The sequence below is a fragment of the Cytobacillus spongiae genome, from assembly GCF_021390075.1.
In genome coordinates this window covers 1,512,422-1,525,239 of the sequence record NZ_CP089997.1, presented here as the reverse complement: position 1 = coordinate 1,525,239, position 12,818 = coordinate 1,512,422, and the positions used below count along the sequence as shown (strand labels likewise).

The 12,818-nt window shown below is 37.4% G+C and carries 12 protein-coding genes; 1 reads left to right on the top strand and 11 read right to left on the bottom strand.

Annotation, left to right across the window (positions count from 1 at the left end; genetic code table 11):
* Positions 1–21: 21 nt before the first annotated feature.
* Together LS684_RS07770 and LS684_RS07765 are read right to left on the bottom strand one after the other, a co-directional pair.
* A complete protein-coding gene (locus tag LS684_RS07770; RefSeq protein WP_233811042.1) occupies positions 22–384 on the bottom strand; it encodes a small basic family protein in 363 nt (120 codons plus the stop codon).
* Between the two features lie 2 nt (positions 385–386).
* Entirely contained in the window at positions 387–1,124 is a 738-nt protein-coding gene (locus LS684_RS07765) for a DUF881 domain-containing protein (RefSeq protein WP_233811041.1), read from the bottom strand.
* A 118-nt stretch (positions 1,125–1,242) separates the two neighbouring features.
* Between LS684_RS07765 and LS684_RS07760 the strand changes: the two genes are divergently transcribed.
* A protein-coding gene (locus LS684_RS07760) for an IS3 family transposase (protein ID WP_233811040.1) occupies positions 1,243–2,798 on the top strand; the annotation gives its coding sequence in 2 pieces (ribosomal slippage) (positions 1,243–1,882 and positions 1,882–2,798; 1,557 coding nt in all).
* Positions 2,799–3,028: 230 nt separating this feature from the next.
* Here LS684_RS07760 and LS684_RS07755 read toward each other — a convergent pair.
* From LS684_RS07755 to LS684_RS07715, 9 genes are all read right to left on the bottom strand, one after another.
* A complete protein-coding gene (locus LS684_RS07755) occupies positions 3,029–3,736 on the bottom strand; it encodes a DUF881 domain-containing protein (RefSeq protein ID WP_233811039.1) in 708 nt (235 codons plus the stop codon).
* Complete coding sequence (locus LS684_RS07750) at positions 3,708–4,511, bottom strand: cell division protein FtsQ/DivIB (RefSeq protein WP_233811038.1); 804 nt, start codon at positions 4,509–4,511, stop codon at positions 3,708–3,710. Before LS684_RS07750 ends, LS684_RS07755 begins: the two co-directional genes overlap by 29 nt.
* 167 nt (positions 4,512–4,678) lie before the next feature.
* A complete protein-coding gene (gene murB / locus LS684_RS07745; protein ID WP_233811037.1) occupies positions 4,679–5,587 on the bottom strand; it encodes a UDP-N-acetylmuramate dehydrogenase in 909 nt (302 codons plus the stop codon).
* Between the two features lie 72 nt (positions 5,588–5,659).
* Positions 5,660–6,757 carry an undecaprenyldiphospho-muramoylpentapeptide beta-N-acetylglucosaminyltransferase gene (gene murG, locus LS684_RS07740; RefSeq protein ID WP_233811036.1) on the bottom strand — a complete coding sequence of 366 codons (1,098 nt, stop codon included), beginning with the start codon at positions 6,755–6,757 and terminating at the stop codon, positions 5,660–5,662.
* A 336-nt stretch (positions 6,758–7,093) separates the two neighbouring features.
* Positions 7,094–8,158: a stage V sporulation protein E gene (spoVE, locus tag LS684_RS07735; protein ID WP_432418818.1), complete on the bottom strand. Its 1,065-nt coding sequence runs from the start codon at positions 8,156–8,158 to the stop codon at positions 7,094–7,096.
* Between the two features lie 144 nt (positions 8,159–8,302).
* Complete coding sequence (murD, locus tag LS684_RS07730) at positions 8,303–9,655, bottom strand: UDP-N-acetylmuramoyl-L-alanine--D-glutamate ligase (protein WP_233811034.1); 1,353 nt, start codon at positions 9,653–9,655, stop codon at positions 8,303–8,305.
* The gene (mraY, locus tag LS684_RS07725) at positions 9,656–10,630 is read right to left on the bottom strand and encodes a phospho-N-acetylmuramoyl-pentapeptide-transferase (protein ID WP_233811033.1); all 975 of its coding nucleotides are present in this window, start codon (positions 10,628–10,630) and stop codon (positions 9,656–9,658) included. It lies immediately after the preceding gene.
* A complete protein-coding gene (locus LS684_RS07720; protein WP_233811032.1) occupies positions 10,630–11,070 on the bottom strand; it encodes a hypothetical protein in 441 nt (146 codons plus the stop codon). The genes mraY and LS684_RS07720 overlap by 1 nt, the downstream gene beginning before the upstream one ends.
* 1 nt (position 11,071) lies before the next feature.
* Entirely contained in the window at positions 11,072–12,532 is a 1,461-nt protein-coding gene (locus LS684_RS07715) for a UDP-N-acetylmuramoyl-L-alanyl-D-glutamate--2,6-diaminopimelate ligase (RefSeq protein ID WP_267930385.1), read from the bottom strand.
* Positions 12,533–12,818: the final 286 nt, after the last annotated feature.

Genomic DNA, 12,818 nt, shown 5'->3' with positions numbered 1-12,818 from the left:
CGTTATTCCCTTTTTCTGCATTTAATTTTTTTCAACTTTTTCTTTGTTTGTAGACCATTTTGCCAAAATAATTCTGCGAATGACAGCGATGTTCTGGAACAGCCTTACCCCAAAGGCAAAAACTGCTGCTAAGTACAAGTCTACACCAAGATGAACTCCTAGAAAAGCTAAACTTGCTGCCAATAATATATTAAAAAAGAATCCTGACACAAAAACTTTTTCATCGTAAATATTTTGAAGGTGTGCCCGGATTCCACCAAACAACGTATCAAGGGCAGCAAGTACTGCAATTGAAAGATAATTTGAGTATTCATCAGGCACCCTAAAATCGGTAAGTAATCCGAGAATCACTCCAATGATTAATCCTAGGACGGGAAGCCACATGTTTATTTGCCTCCTTTATCTGCTTTTACTGGTTCAATATTTCGAACCCGAATGGAGTCTTGATATGCCGGGATTACAATATTCCCTGTTTGTGCTGGCTTCATGATTTGGACTCGTAGGTTATCAATAAAAAAATCTTCAATTGCTTTTGAAACCTGCAATTGATTATATAGCTTTTCCGCTTTCTGGCTATTTTCTGTGATCACTTTAATTTCAATCGGCAATCTCGAAAGTGAATGCCCATTTACTTTTGTTTCTCTGTTAATATCTCTAATAACAGACGTATTAATTAGTCTTTGACCATCAATCGAAATATGCTTTGCTCCATGCATATTTAATTCATTAACAAGCCTTCTTAATAAATCTGGAGATATGGATCCGACCATTTCATTCGGATATACGCCTTCAATGATCGGTTCGATTGACAAAATCATACCAGGTCCCTTAACATCAGTTAGCCCTGCTTCTTCTTTCAGTTCATTTAACGTTTCTCTTAACGCTTGTTCCTTACTTTGTTCTCTTTCCGTTTCATATTTTGCCAACTTTTCTTCATTTAAACGTATTTCTTTAATCAGCTTTGATTGCAATTCCTTTTCTTTTAAGAGATCCTCCCTTAACTGCCATGTATCCCTCGTATCACGAACATCAGGTTCTTGAACTGTTTGGAATTGGATAGCAATCATAAAACCAATTACCATTAATATAATAGTAAAGCTAAGTAAATTTCTGTTCTTGTCCACTTTCTTCACCTAACTTTCCAAAATACAAAATTAGACTCAAGAGGCGCTATGATATGCTCCCCTATAGGTAGACAGATTAAAAAATAAAAATCTGACTGCTTGTGGGGGAGTATTTTTTATGTCCAAAAGAGCTTATTCTGTAGAAGAGAAATACGAAATATTAACCGCATTAGATAAGCAATATTCACCAGGTGAACTTGAGTCTAAATATAATGTTCATCGTTCAACGATCCTAGACTGGAAACACAAGTTTGATAAGTATGGATTCGAAGGTCTCAAAGAGTCTTCTACTTGGAAAAAGTATTCAAAGGAATTGAAATTGGCTGCCATTAGAGATTATCTGTCTGGGAAGTATTCGATACGTGAGATTGTGGAGTTGTATGAAATATCGAGTACTTCTGTCCTCAGGCGTTGGATAAAGAAGTATAATAGTCATAGAGATATAAAGGATACGGCACAAGGAAGGACGAGCTCTATGACTAAGGGAAGAAAAACGACTTGGGAAGAACGAGTACACATTGTGATGGATTGCTTGGGGAACGGAAAAGATTATCAAAAAGCAGCTGACACTTATCAAGTTTCTTATCAACAGGTCTATCAGTGGGTTAAGAAATTTGAAGATGGTGGAGATGAAGCGTTAAAAGATAAACGTGGGAAAAAGAAAGAAGACGCTAGTTTGACTCCAGTAGAGAAAATCAGCCTTCACATGAAGAAGTTAGAAAGAGAAAATGAACGGTTGCGTGCAGAGAACTTATTTTTAAAAAAGTTAGAGGAGATCGAAAGGAGGCGAAAATAAGCCAAATTCGTTTTGAGGATAAGTATGTCGCTATTCAAGAGCTTCACCAGAATGAAGATTTAAGCATTTATTTACTTTGTGAAATCGCGGGGATTGCACGATCTGCATATTATAAGTGGTTGAACCGTACTCCTTCATCCAGAGAAATACTGAATGAAGAAATTATCAATGAAATGAAAACTCTCCATGAAAAAGTTGATGGTATATTTGGCTATCGTCAAATGACCCTTCACATGAATAGAAAGTTTGAGGATAAACTTAATCATAAAAGAATCTATCGGTTGATGAAAGTGGCTGGATTAAGATCTGTGATTCGTGTTAAGAAGAAACAATATAAACGATCTACACCTCAACATGTGGTAGACAATGTATTAAATCGTGAATTTACAGCCGAAAAACCAAATGAAAAATGGGTAACGGACGTTACAGAATTTAAGTATGGCCACTCCAAAAAGGCTTATTTAAGTGCGATTCGAGATCTTTATGACGGATCCATTATCAGTTATGTCCTAGGCCACTCCAACAATAATCAACTTGTATTCAAGACACTAGATCAAGCCACTGTATTACTGAATGGAGAGCACCCTCTTATCCATAGTGACCGTGGATTCCAATACACCTCTAAAGGGTTCAGACGTAAAATCGATGCGGCAGAGATGATACAAAGTATGTCACGAGTCGGTCGGTGTATTGATAATGGTCCAATGGAGTCTTTTTTTGGGACCCTAAAATGCGAGAAATATTATTTACATACATATAAGACGTTTGAGGAACTTAATAGTGCGATAAATGAGTACATCCATTTTTATAATCATGAAAGATACCAAAAACGACTAAACGGCCTTAGCCCTATGGAATATAGAGCTAAAGCCGCTTAAATCTTTTTATTATTTCCACTGTCTACTTGACAGGGAGCAGTTCACTATTATAAGGTGTTTTTCAATTTAGATCATTTATATCAAAAGTGGATTGATAATCGAACAATTTACTGCACTCGCTCCATAAACCTACTTAATGCAACAATCCTTTCAAAAACACCACTTGTTAACAAACCGTAGCCTAAAATTAAACGGTGGACATATGACATGCTATGTACACAGGAGTTAGATTAATTTCCAAGAAGAGGCTCAAGCATAATTTGTTCTTTTTCTTCTAGCGTGAAGTCTATGTTCTCATTCACTAATTGATCTTTAACTCCTCCAGTAATGTTTAGAGCTGATGCCATTACTTCTGGATCGCCTATTGCCGTAACGACAAATGGTGCCTTGTGCTCTATACCATCTACTTCAATTACTGGGCCATTACACATGATATACGAATTATGTGAAAGTCGCTGACCATTCACCCCAACAGCAGCTGCACCAGATATATTTAGTTCAGTTATCACTTTAAACACATGATGTTCATGGACAATATAGTTGTTTACATTCTCATCATTTGGATTATAATCTCCATCTGCTAATGTGACTTGAACACCTTTGCCCTTAACCTTCACTTTTCCAGTGAACATACGGTATTTTTCAGCATCTTCTGCTAAATTAAAGAATAACTGAGCTTCGTCAGCTAGATTCTTCTCGAAATCTAGCACCATCTCTTGCTTCTCAATTAATTCGTTTTGAAGGTTTCGATTTTGTTGTTCCTGCTCTATCAGCAATTCTCTGAGCTCCAAATTTTTTTCCCATTGTTTACTTGTTATTTTCGTTTGACTTTCACGGGAATTCGTAATTTGATATGAAAAGGCCATAATATAACCTAATACTAAGCAAACAAGAGCTAAAATGACGTGTTTACCCTTCACTTTCATCTGTCTCTTCATTTCCCTCCGTTTCCTCTGTCTCCTGTGTTTCATACGCTTTGAAATAAGAGCCTACTTCTAAGTCAATAATTCCTTTTTGCTTTGGATCCAATTGACTTACAATAGAAGGATAGTGTGACATTTTCTCTGAAAAGCTTCTTATAGTAGCACTTACTTCGAATCCATCATTCATAAATAAAGATAGATGGTTACCATCTGTTTCTTTTGGTGTATGTTTTATTTCAGAGATTGAGTTTAATACTTCTTCTGGCAATTTTTCAAGCTCTACAATCATCGCATCTAATGACTTACCCTCTTTGAAACTAACTAAAACAGGAGCATTATCTGGAAGAGTCAGTTCATTGTTTACTTGTTCCAATATTTGTCCATTCTCTAACACTGGTAAGAAATTGGTCTCTTTTTTCAAATAACCAATCGTTCGATATTCTTTCACCTGAACAAGTAGTGTATTAGGAAACTGAATATCAACCGTGGCACTTTTTATTTCGGGAAGTTCTTTTAGCTTTTCCATAATTAATTCTTCATCGATTTTCCACATACTCGTCTTACTTGATAGCTCCATTTGTTCAACCAGTTCATCAGTGGTATATACAAAGTTCCCCGTTATGGTTATTTGCTTAATATGGCTTAATGGTGATTGGAAATATACAACACAAACAATGAGCATAAAAAATACTAACAATAGGAAAATTAGCCGGCGATTAGCTTTTTTACGTCTTTGCTGTTTAAGCTTAGGAATTCGATCTTCAATTGATATAATCTTCCCACTATCCATTCCATTCACCTCTTGTAATTAAAACAATTTCGTTGCAATGACGAACCATTTAAGTCACATATAGGTCATTAAGAAAACAAACAACGGCACGAAATTCATGCCGTTATCCAGTAAATGAATCTCCTATTCAATGTCATATTATATCACAATAAATGGCAGTTTTCTTGTTACTTCCGACCAATAATTTCGACTTCTGTCTCCATCTTTATTTCATACAATTCATAAATGGTATCCTTTACAAATTGGATGAGGTCAAGTACATCCTGGGCCTTTGCATTACCAGCATTGACGATAAAGTTTCCGTGCATCTCAGAAATCTTCGCCCCGCCGATCGAATGTCCTTTTAACCCTGCTACCTCTATTAGCTTTCCTGCATAGTTTGGAAGTGGATTACGAAAGATACTTCCTGCACATGGGAAGTTCCATGGTTGGGTCTCTTTACGATAATCTTTATTTTGTTGCATTTTTCCAACTATCGAATCTTTATCTCCTTCATATAATTGGAATACGGCTTCCACAACAATTCCTGGTCTTTTCTTTTGGAGAACTGATGTGCGATATGAGAATTCCATTTCGTCTTTTGTTAACCACTGCATTGTACCATCTTCCAATAAGACGTATGCTTTCGTTAAAATTTGCGAAATATCTGAACCATGCGCACCAGCATTCATATAGACAGCACCGCCTACTGAACCAGGAATTCCACCTGCGAATTCTAACCCAGTTAATCCTTTTCGGCTAATGATTGTTGCAAGGGTAATAAGAGAATATCCTCCACCAACGGTAACCTCAGTTCCATTTACTTCAAGTAGGTCAATTCCTGCTCCTAGCTTAATGACTACTCCTTCAATACCTTTATCTGATACAAGTAAATTCGAGCCTCTCCCAATCGCCGTCCACTTTACATTATATTCTTTTATTAGTTTCATTACTGTCTCTAGATTTTCTACAGATGATGGTTCGATTAACAAATCTGCAGGACCACCAATTTTAATCGTCGTATGATTAGCCAAAGGCTCATTTTCTTTAACCTTACCTACATGTAATTCAGTTAGCTGTTTAATCATTTCCTTCATAATATCCTCCCTTTCTAACGTTCAAACGGAGTTTTACGTTATCATATGCAATAATAGAAATATAGGCTACTTCTATTTCTTTTCAACCAATTCCTTCATTAGGTTAAATAGCCGTTCAGCTGCATCAGGAATACCTAATTCCTTTGCTGATGCCTTCATCTCAAACAGCTTTGTTTTGTCCATTAATATTTCATCGATTGTTTCGACTAATTTTTGGCTTGATAGCTCTTTCTCTAGTAACAGCTTTGCTGCCCCTTTATCCGTTAACGACCGAGCATTTTTCTCTTGATGGTTTGCTGTTACATACGGACTTGGAATCAGGATGCTTGGAACCCCAAGCGAAGTTAGTTCTGCAAGGGTGGTAGCGCCTGCTCTTGCTACAGTAAGGTCTACACCAGCTAGTACTTCTGGCATATTATGAATAAAAGGCTTAACATGCACATTTCTTGGATTCCCTACTAGCTCAACTTCTTTTTTCACACTTTCATAATGAACATCACCTGTCACGTACACCACTTCATATGGTTTTTCTCTAAGCTCATTTAAAGATTTTATTACGGCCTCATTAATCGGTTTTGCCCCGCGACTTCCACCAAAAATTAAAACAACCGGAGAGCTTGTTTTTAAACCTACTGAGATACGTCCTTTAGCTCCATCTTTCCCTAATACTTCTGAAGCACGAGGATTCCCAGTGAAAACCACTTTCTCTTCTGGAAAGAACGCCTTTGCTTCCTCAAAGCAAATCGCAATCTTATTTACATAACGGCTTAAGAATTTATTAGTAAGGCCTGGAATGCTGTTTTGTTCATGGATGATAGTGGGGATTCCAAGCTTAGATGCAGCGTATACAACAGGACCGCAAACATAACCACCAGTACCGATAACAACATCCGCCTTAAACTCTTTTAGCATTCTTTTGCTTTCTTTCACTCCTTTTAAAAAACGCATGACGGTCTTTGCATTTTCAAAAGAAATTTTGCGTTTAAAACCGGTAATATGTATGGACTTAAACGGAATATTTTCACGAGGAACTAGACTGCTTTCTAACCCCTTTTCCGTACCAATGTATAAAAATTCTACATCTTTTCTTTGTTTCTGAATTTCTCTAATAAGGGCTAGAGCTGGATAAATATGACCTCCAGTTCCACCACCACTAACTACAATTTTCATAATTCCACCTCTTTGAAGAGATTTTTAATGTTAAGGACTAAGAGGATGAAACATCTGTGATACATATCACAATTTGCCTTTTCCTCATTCTACTACATTCTAATTATTATAAAGAACATATGTGAACAATGTCATCTAAATGTAATATAAATTGGAAAAAATATCAGCTGATTCCAATCTTTAACGTAAAAAGAAGAAAACCCGGCATATTGCCGAGCTAGCTTAAGACGATTTTAATTGGAAATACAAAGTTGTCTATCGATAGAATCGAGATAGCAGTTGGTTTCATTCATAAAGGACGTTGATGATGCTCCATCCTTGCGAGTTACCATGTCCTTAATATCGAGCATACCTGCTGATGTTAAGTAATACTCCTATCGCCATGAGCATTAAGGTTAAGGAAGAACCTCCATAGCTTAGAAAAGGGAGTGTGATTCCAGTAACTGGCATAAGACCGGTAACAACTCCAATATTGATCATCACCTGTATGGCGACCATTGCAATAATTCCAACTGCTAAAAAGCTTCCAAACAAATCCGGCGCACCGAGAGCAATACGAATCCCTCTCCACAGAAGTAACGAAAATAGCAGAAGAACAAATGAGCCACCAATAAAGCCTAACTCCTCAGACAAGATGGCAAAAATAAAATCTGTCTGTGGCTCTGGTAAGTAAAAGAACTTCTGTCTGCTTTGGCCAAGACCTAATCCAAAAAGTCCCCCTGGTCCAATAGCATATAGGGATTGGATGATTTGAAACCCGCTCCCTAGTGGATCTTCCCAAGGATCTAAAAAAGATGTGATACGCTTCATCCGATAAGGTGCTGATATAACCAAGCCAACAAACCCAAGCAAACCAACCATGCCAAGTCCAACGAAATGGCTAATCCGTGCACCCGCAATGAAAATCATGACCACACTTGTACCAACCATAACCGTTCCTGTCCCTAAGTCTGGTTGAAGCATGATCATCCCAAAGGCTACAAACACAATCCCTAAAGAAGGGATAAGCCCCTTTTTGAATGAAGTGATTAGCTTCTGGTTTTCTGACAAGAACTTCGCAAGAAACGCAATCATCGCGAGTTTCATAAATTCAGAAGGCTGGATTGAGAAAGCACCGACGCCAATCCAACTACGAGAGCCATTCCGTTCATTTCCAATTCCTGGAATCAACACAACCACTAATAATACAAAGCAAATGATTAATATCACTTTAGACCAGGTACGCCAAGTCCAATAGTCAATGTTCATAATAAAAAACATCGCAACAATTCCCACACAAGCAAATAACAGCTGTCTTTTCGCAAAGAAGAAAGAATCTTCAAATTTATACTCTGCCCAAACGGCACTTGCACTATAAACCATAATGAGTCCAACCGTTAATAAAGTAAATGTGACAATCATTAAGATGAAATCAGGAGTAGTTCTTTTTGTCGGCAACGCAACACACCTCGACTGCAAGTTTTAGGGCCTGCACGAGGTGTATATCCTGAAAGAAAATAGCTGTAATTGGAGGTTTACAAACAGATTTCCCTATCGTACAAGCCCTTACTTAAGCTTATGCACCGCATCGATAAAAATGTCACCTCGAACCTCAAAAGTTTTATATTGGTCCCAGCTAGCGCAAGCTGGAGATAACAGAATGACATCTCCTGGCTCGGAAAGCTCGTAGGCGGCAGGTACGGCTTTTTCCACATTATCGACACGGATTTGATTTTTTATTCCTGCTTCAAGTGCGGCTGCTTCGATTTTAGGGGCTGTTTGCCCAAATGTGATTATCGCCTTTACATTTTTTAGTGCTGGGATTAAAGAATCAAAATCATTTCCTCGATCTAAGCCTCCAGCAAGCAAAATAGTTGGCTGGTTAAAGGCTGCAAGTGCATTTTCCGTTGCAAGGATATTTGTTGCTTTTGAGTCATTATAAAATTTTCGTCCATTATATTCAGAAACAAACTGCAAACGATGTTTGACCCCAGCAAAAGATGTTAAAACTTGGTAAATGGATTTATTTCTTACTAGACAAAGTTTTGCAGCTGCTATTGCAGATAAGATGTTTTCTAAGTTATGGGCACCAGGTAAAGAAAGTTCTTTTGTTTCCATAATTTTCTCATCATCGAAATAGATCCAACCATCCTTTACAAAGGCACCACTTTCTAGAACTCTCTTTGTGGAAAAAGGAATGATTTGCGCATTGGACGTTTCGGCTATATCCATTACTTCTTGTTGCTCCGCGTTTACAATAAAATAGTCAGATTTCGTTTGGTTTTTAGTAATATTTGCCTTTGCATGGGCGTACTCTTTTCTTGTCCCATGATAATCTAGATGGGCATCATATAGATTAGTTAAGATCGCAATTTTTGGTTGGAATTCTTTAATTCCCATTAGCTGAAAAGAGGACAACTCCATTACGATCGTGCTGTCTTTATTCACTACTTGTGCTACCTCACAAGCTACCTTCCCAATATTTCCAGCGATATAAGGTGATTTTGCATCCTCTTTAAGAATTTCATATACCAATGTAGTCGTTGTAGTTTTCCCATTCGTACCTGTAATTCCTACAATAGGTGCCTCAGAAATTTGATAGGCTAGTTCCACTTCTGTAATGATCGGAATGTCCCGATCCATTGCCCCGACAATCATTGGATTATGGTAGGGGATGCCAGGGTTTTTTACAATGAGTTCAAACCCTTCATCTAGCAGCTCTATTGGATGATCACCACAAATTACGGTTATTCCCTGCTCTAATAATCCTTGTGCTTCTGGGTTTTCAGATAATGGTTTTCTATCATTTACAGTGACAAATGCACCAAGCTTATGTAAAAGCGAGGCTGCTCCAACCCCGCTCATGGCTAAACCAAGAACTAGAATCTTTTTATGACGATACGTATCAATATACTTCAATTATATCCACACCTCTATATATATTCCGAGGACAGCAAACAAAACTCCCACTGTCCAAAATGTAACAACTACTCTCCATTCAGACCAGCCTACTAGCTCATAATGATGGTGCAAGGGGCTCATTCGGAAAATACGCTTTCCTGTCGTTTTAAAGGAAATGACTTGTAGAATAACAGATAGCGTTTCAATTACAAATACTCCTCCTATAATAATAAGAAGGATTTCCAGCTTCGTAAGAATGGCAATAGTAGCAATTGCTCCGCCCAATGCTAATGAACCTGTATCACCCATAAATACTTTAGCTGGGTGGGCATTAAATACAAGAAACCCTAAAACCGCTCCAACGACAGCTACTGCAAAAATCGCAATTTCAAATTGAGATTGACTCCAAGCAAGTACACCTAGAGCACCAAAAGCAATTGCAGCTGATCCGGATACGAGACCATCTAGCCCATCTGTTAAGTTTACTGCATTTGAAAAACCGACTAACCAAAAAATAATAAAGAATACATACATCCACCCTAAATCAAATGAAAGATCTGTTAGAGGAATGCTCACTTCTGTTGAAAAATCACTTTGCTTCAGAACCAGATAAAAGATGATTGAAATGATCATTTGCCCAAGCAGCTTTTGCTTTGAAGTTAGCCCTAAGTTTCGTTTCATCACTACTTTGATGAAATCATCTAAAAACCCTAATAAACCAAAGCCCAATGTAACGAGCAATAATAAATATGTTTTGACCGTTGGCTCTGAAAACTTTCCTGCCATTACTAATGTAGTGAGAGTAATAGACAGAAGTATCATGACTCCACCCATAGTTGGAGTCCCAGATTTCTTTTGATGAGATTTCGGTCCTTCTTCCCGAATGCTTTGTCCAAATTTCAACCTTCTTAAGAAGGGAATAAAGATTGGAGATAGTAATACCGTTATTAAAAACCCCATTAAGATGGTAAAGAATATTACTTGTTCCATCATTATTTCTCCCTCCCTTCTATTAGGCTGTTCATTATTTCCTTAAGCTCATCTTTACCATACTGGCGGTTTTCATGAAATAGAACCTCATTCTGAATAAAGATTTGAGTCATATCTTCTCGCTTACTTTTTAATCCACTTACTTTATCATTATAGAATTCAATCATTTGTATTAAACCTTTCACGTGATCTTTTGTGTATAGAATTGGAAAATGATTTGGGGTGTAGGAAGGCACTTGAAGATCCTTATCCCATATTGCGGCGATTGCTCCGTTTTCAATCGCCTCCTGCAAATTAGTAGAATCTTTTTCTACAGGAATATACAGTCCCTTTTGCTGTTTTGTATCAGAAGATATAGCAACCGTATGAAATTGCAAATCTGCATCATCAATTCCAGATGCATTTGGGAATAATCTTCTCAAATCTTCATACGTTAATAACATGTTATCTCCCCTTAATTGCCTCTTTTGCAACAATGCGATCGTCAAAATCATAGATTTGATCCCCGATTTGCTGATACGTTTCATGACCTTTTCCAGCAATCAAAATGACATCCCCTGAACGTGCTTGTTGAACTGCATATTGGATAGCCTCTTTACGGTCGAGGATACTTATATATTTACCGCCTTTAACACCTGCTTCCATTTCCTTAATAATGGAGGCTGGATCTTCACTTCTTGGATTATCAGAAGTAAAAATGGCATCTGTTGCATGTAGGCATGCTATGTTCGCCATAAGCGGTCGCTTCGTTCGATCTCGATCTCCCCCGCACCCCACTACTACAAACACTCGCTTCTGTGCAAATTGTTTAATGGTCGATAGAGCATTTTCCAAGCTATCAGGTGTATGTGAATAGTCAACGATAACAGAGAAATCTTGGCCTTCATCCACAAGCTCAAATCTGCCAGCAACACCTTTTATCGTCTCTAACGTACTTAATATGGAATCTAAGGACAGCCCTGAAACCAGTGCCGCCGCAATACTCGCTAATACATTATAAACACTGAATTTACCAACTAGCTGTATCTGTACCTTATGTATTCCATGCGGACTAATTAGATCAAAGGTAGTTCCTCCAGCTCCCATATGAATGTTCGTTGCTTGTATATCTGCCTTACGATCAATACCGTAAGTGAATATATGAGCAGCCGTTGCTTTTATATACTCATCGCTTGCTGCATCATCTGCATTTAATACAGCATATTTAGGGTTTGTATGGTCAAATGTATTTCCTAATTGAGCAAACAGTAACCCTTTTGCATGTCGATACTCCACCATCGTTTGATGAAAATCTAAATGATCCTGTGTTAGATTCGTAAATACCGCCACATTAAAGTCACTACCGTGTACCCGCCCCTCCACTAAAGCGTGGGAAGAGACCTCCATAACCGTCGTTTCAACCTTTTCTTCAGCCATTTCTTTAAAGGTTTTTTGAAGGGTCAAACTCTCTGGAGTTGTATTTTTGACTTCTGAAATTTTGTTACCTATTTTTGTGTACATCGTTCCAATTAATCCAGTGTTCTGTCCTGCATCTGAAAATATTTTTTCAATCAGATGACTTACGGTAGTTTTTCCATTTGTTCCTGTAATACCGATTAAATGAAAGCTACGACTAGGCTGACCATAAAAGGTATCTGCTAAAATAGCCATCGCCCGTTTCGTATTCTTAACTACAAGGACTGGAACGGATACTTCCAGTTTCCTTTCAGCTAAAATAGCAACTGCTCCATTTTTAACAGCTGCTTCAGCAAAATCATGACCATCTACAGTAAATCCCTTTATACAAATAAATAAGCTCCCCTGTTGAACTTTTCTGTTATCATTTTCGATTGATGTAATTTCAGGATTTTCCTCCATATCAGGAGGAAAAGGAAGGATATTTTTTAATAAATGCTGTAATTTCAATTAGATCAAATCCTCTCTAATTTTAGAAGGCTGTTTTCATATATTCTATGAGTATCTTTCATTAAAATTTGTTCATATATGATCTTTTGCATGTTATTGATTATCAACATCAATCAATTAACATCTAGATTTTTTTATAATATTTTGCTAAATAAAACGTTATGCACTTTGTTAGTCACACTTGAAAGACATCTATAGCGATACTTATTTTACATGATAAATGATGATTTAGCTATTTGATATTCATATGTATGTGAAAAAGAGTCGCCTATGCAGGAATCAATCG

Coding starts and splice junctions, on each gene's coding strand:
- LS684_RS07770 (WP_233811042.1), bottom strand. CDS start 384: ATGTGGCTTCCCGTCCTAGGATTAATCATTGGAGTGATTCTCGGATTA.
- LS684_RS07755 (WP_233811039.1), bottom strand. CDS start 3,736: ATGAAGAGACAGATGAAAGTGAAGGGTAAACACGTCATTTTAGCTCTT.
- LS684_RS07750 (WP_233811038.1), bottom strand. CDS start 4,511: ATGGATAGTGGGAAGATTATATCAATTGAAGATCGAATTCCTAAGCTT.
- murB (WP_233811037.1), bottom strand. CDS start 5,587: ATGAAGGAAATGATTAAACAGCTAACTGAATTACATGTAGGTAAGGTT.
- murG (WP_233811036.1), bottom strand. CDS start 6,757: ATGAAAATTGTAGTTAGTGGTGGTGGAACTGGAGGTCATATTTATCCA.
- spoVE (WP_432418818.1), bottom strand. CDS start 8,158: ATGATTGTCACATTTACTTTATTAACGGTTGGACTCATTATGGTTTAT.
- mraY (WP_233811033.1), bottom strand. CDS start 10,630: ATGATGGAACAAGTAATATTCTTTACCATCTTAATGGGGTTTTTAATA.
- LS684_RS07720 (WP_233811032.1), bottom strand. CDS start 11,070: ATGTTATTAACGTATGAAGATTTGAGAAGATTATTCCCAAATGCATCT.